A 256-nucleotide genomic window follows, 5' to 3' on the forward strand; every position below is an offset into this window, starting at 1 on the left:
GACCCTGACCGACGTGGACGGGGTGGACGAGGCCGAGTTCAAACCGGGCCTGGGCGCGCCGAGTGCCAATGCCCTGGGCAGCCTGACCATTGCCGCGGATGGCAAGTGGAGCTATGAGGTCGCCAACAGCAAGGTGCAGTACCTGGGCCAGGGTGAGACCAAGGTCGAGACCTTCACCGTACAGAGCCTGGATGGCACCAGCCACACCGTGACCATCACCATCACCGGCGTCAATGACGGTGCGGTGATTGTGGGT

The 256-nt window shown here is 64.1% G+C and carries 1 protein-coding gene; it reads left to right on the top strand.

Annotated features, from left to right (window positions below):
* A partial coding sequence (locus KW821_RS21505) for a VCBS domain-containing protein (protein WP_218292872.1) occupies positions 1–256 on the top strand: 256 nt, incomplete at both ends.

The organism is Aeromonas sp. sif2416, assembly GCF_019218665.1.
GTDB classification, from domain to species: Bacteria; Pseudomonadota; Gammaproteobacteria; order Enterobacterales; family Aeromonadaceae; genus Aeromonas; species Aeromonas encheleia.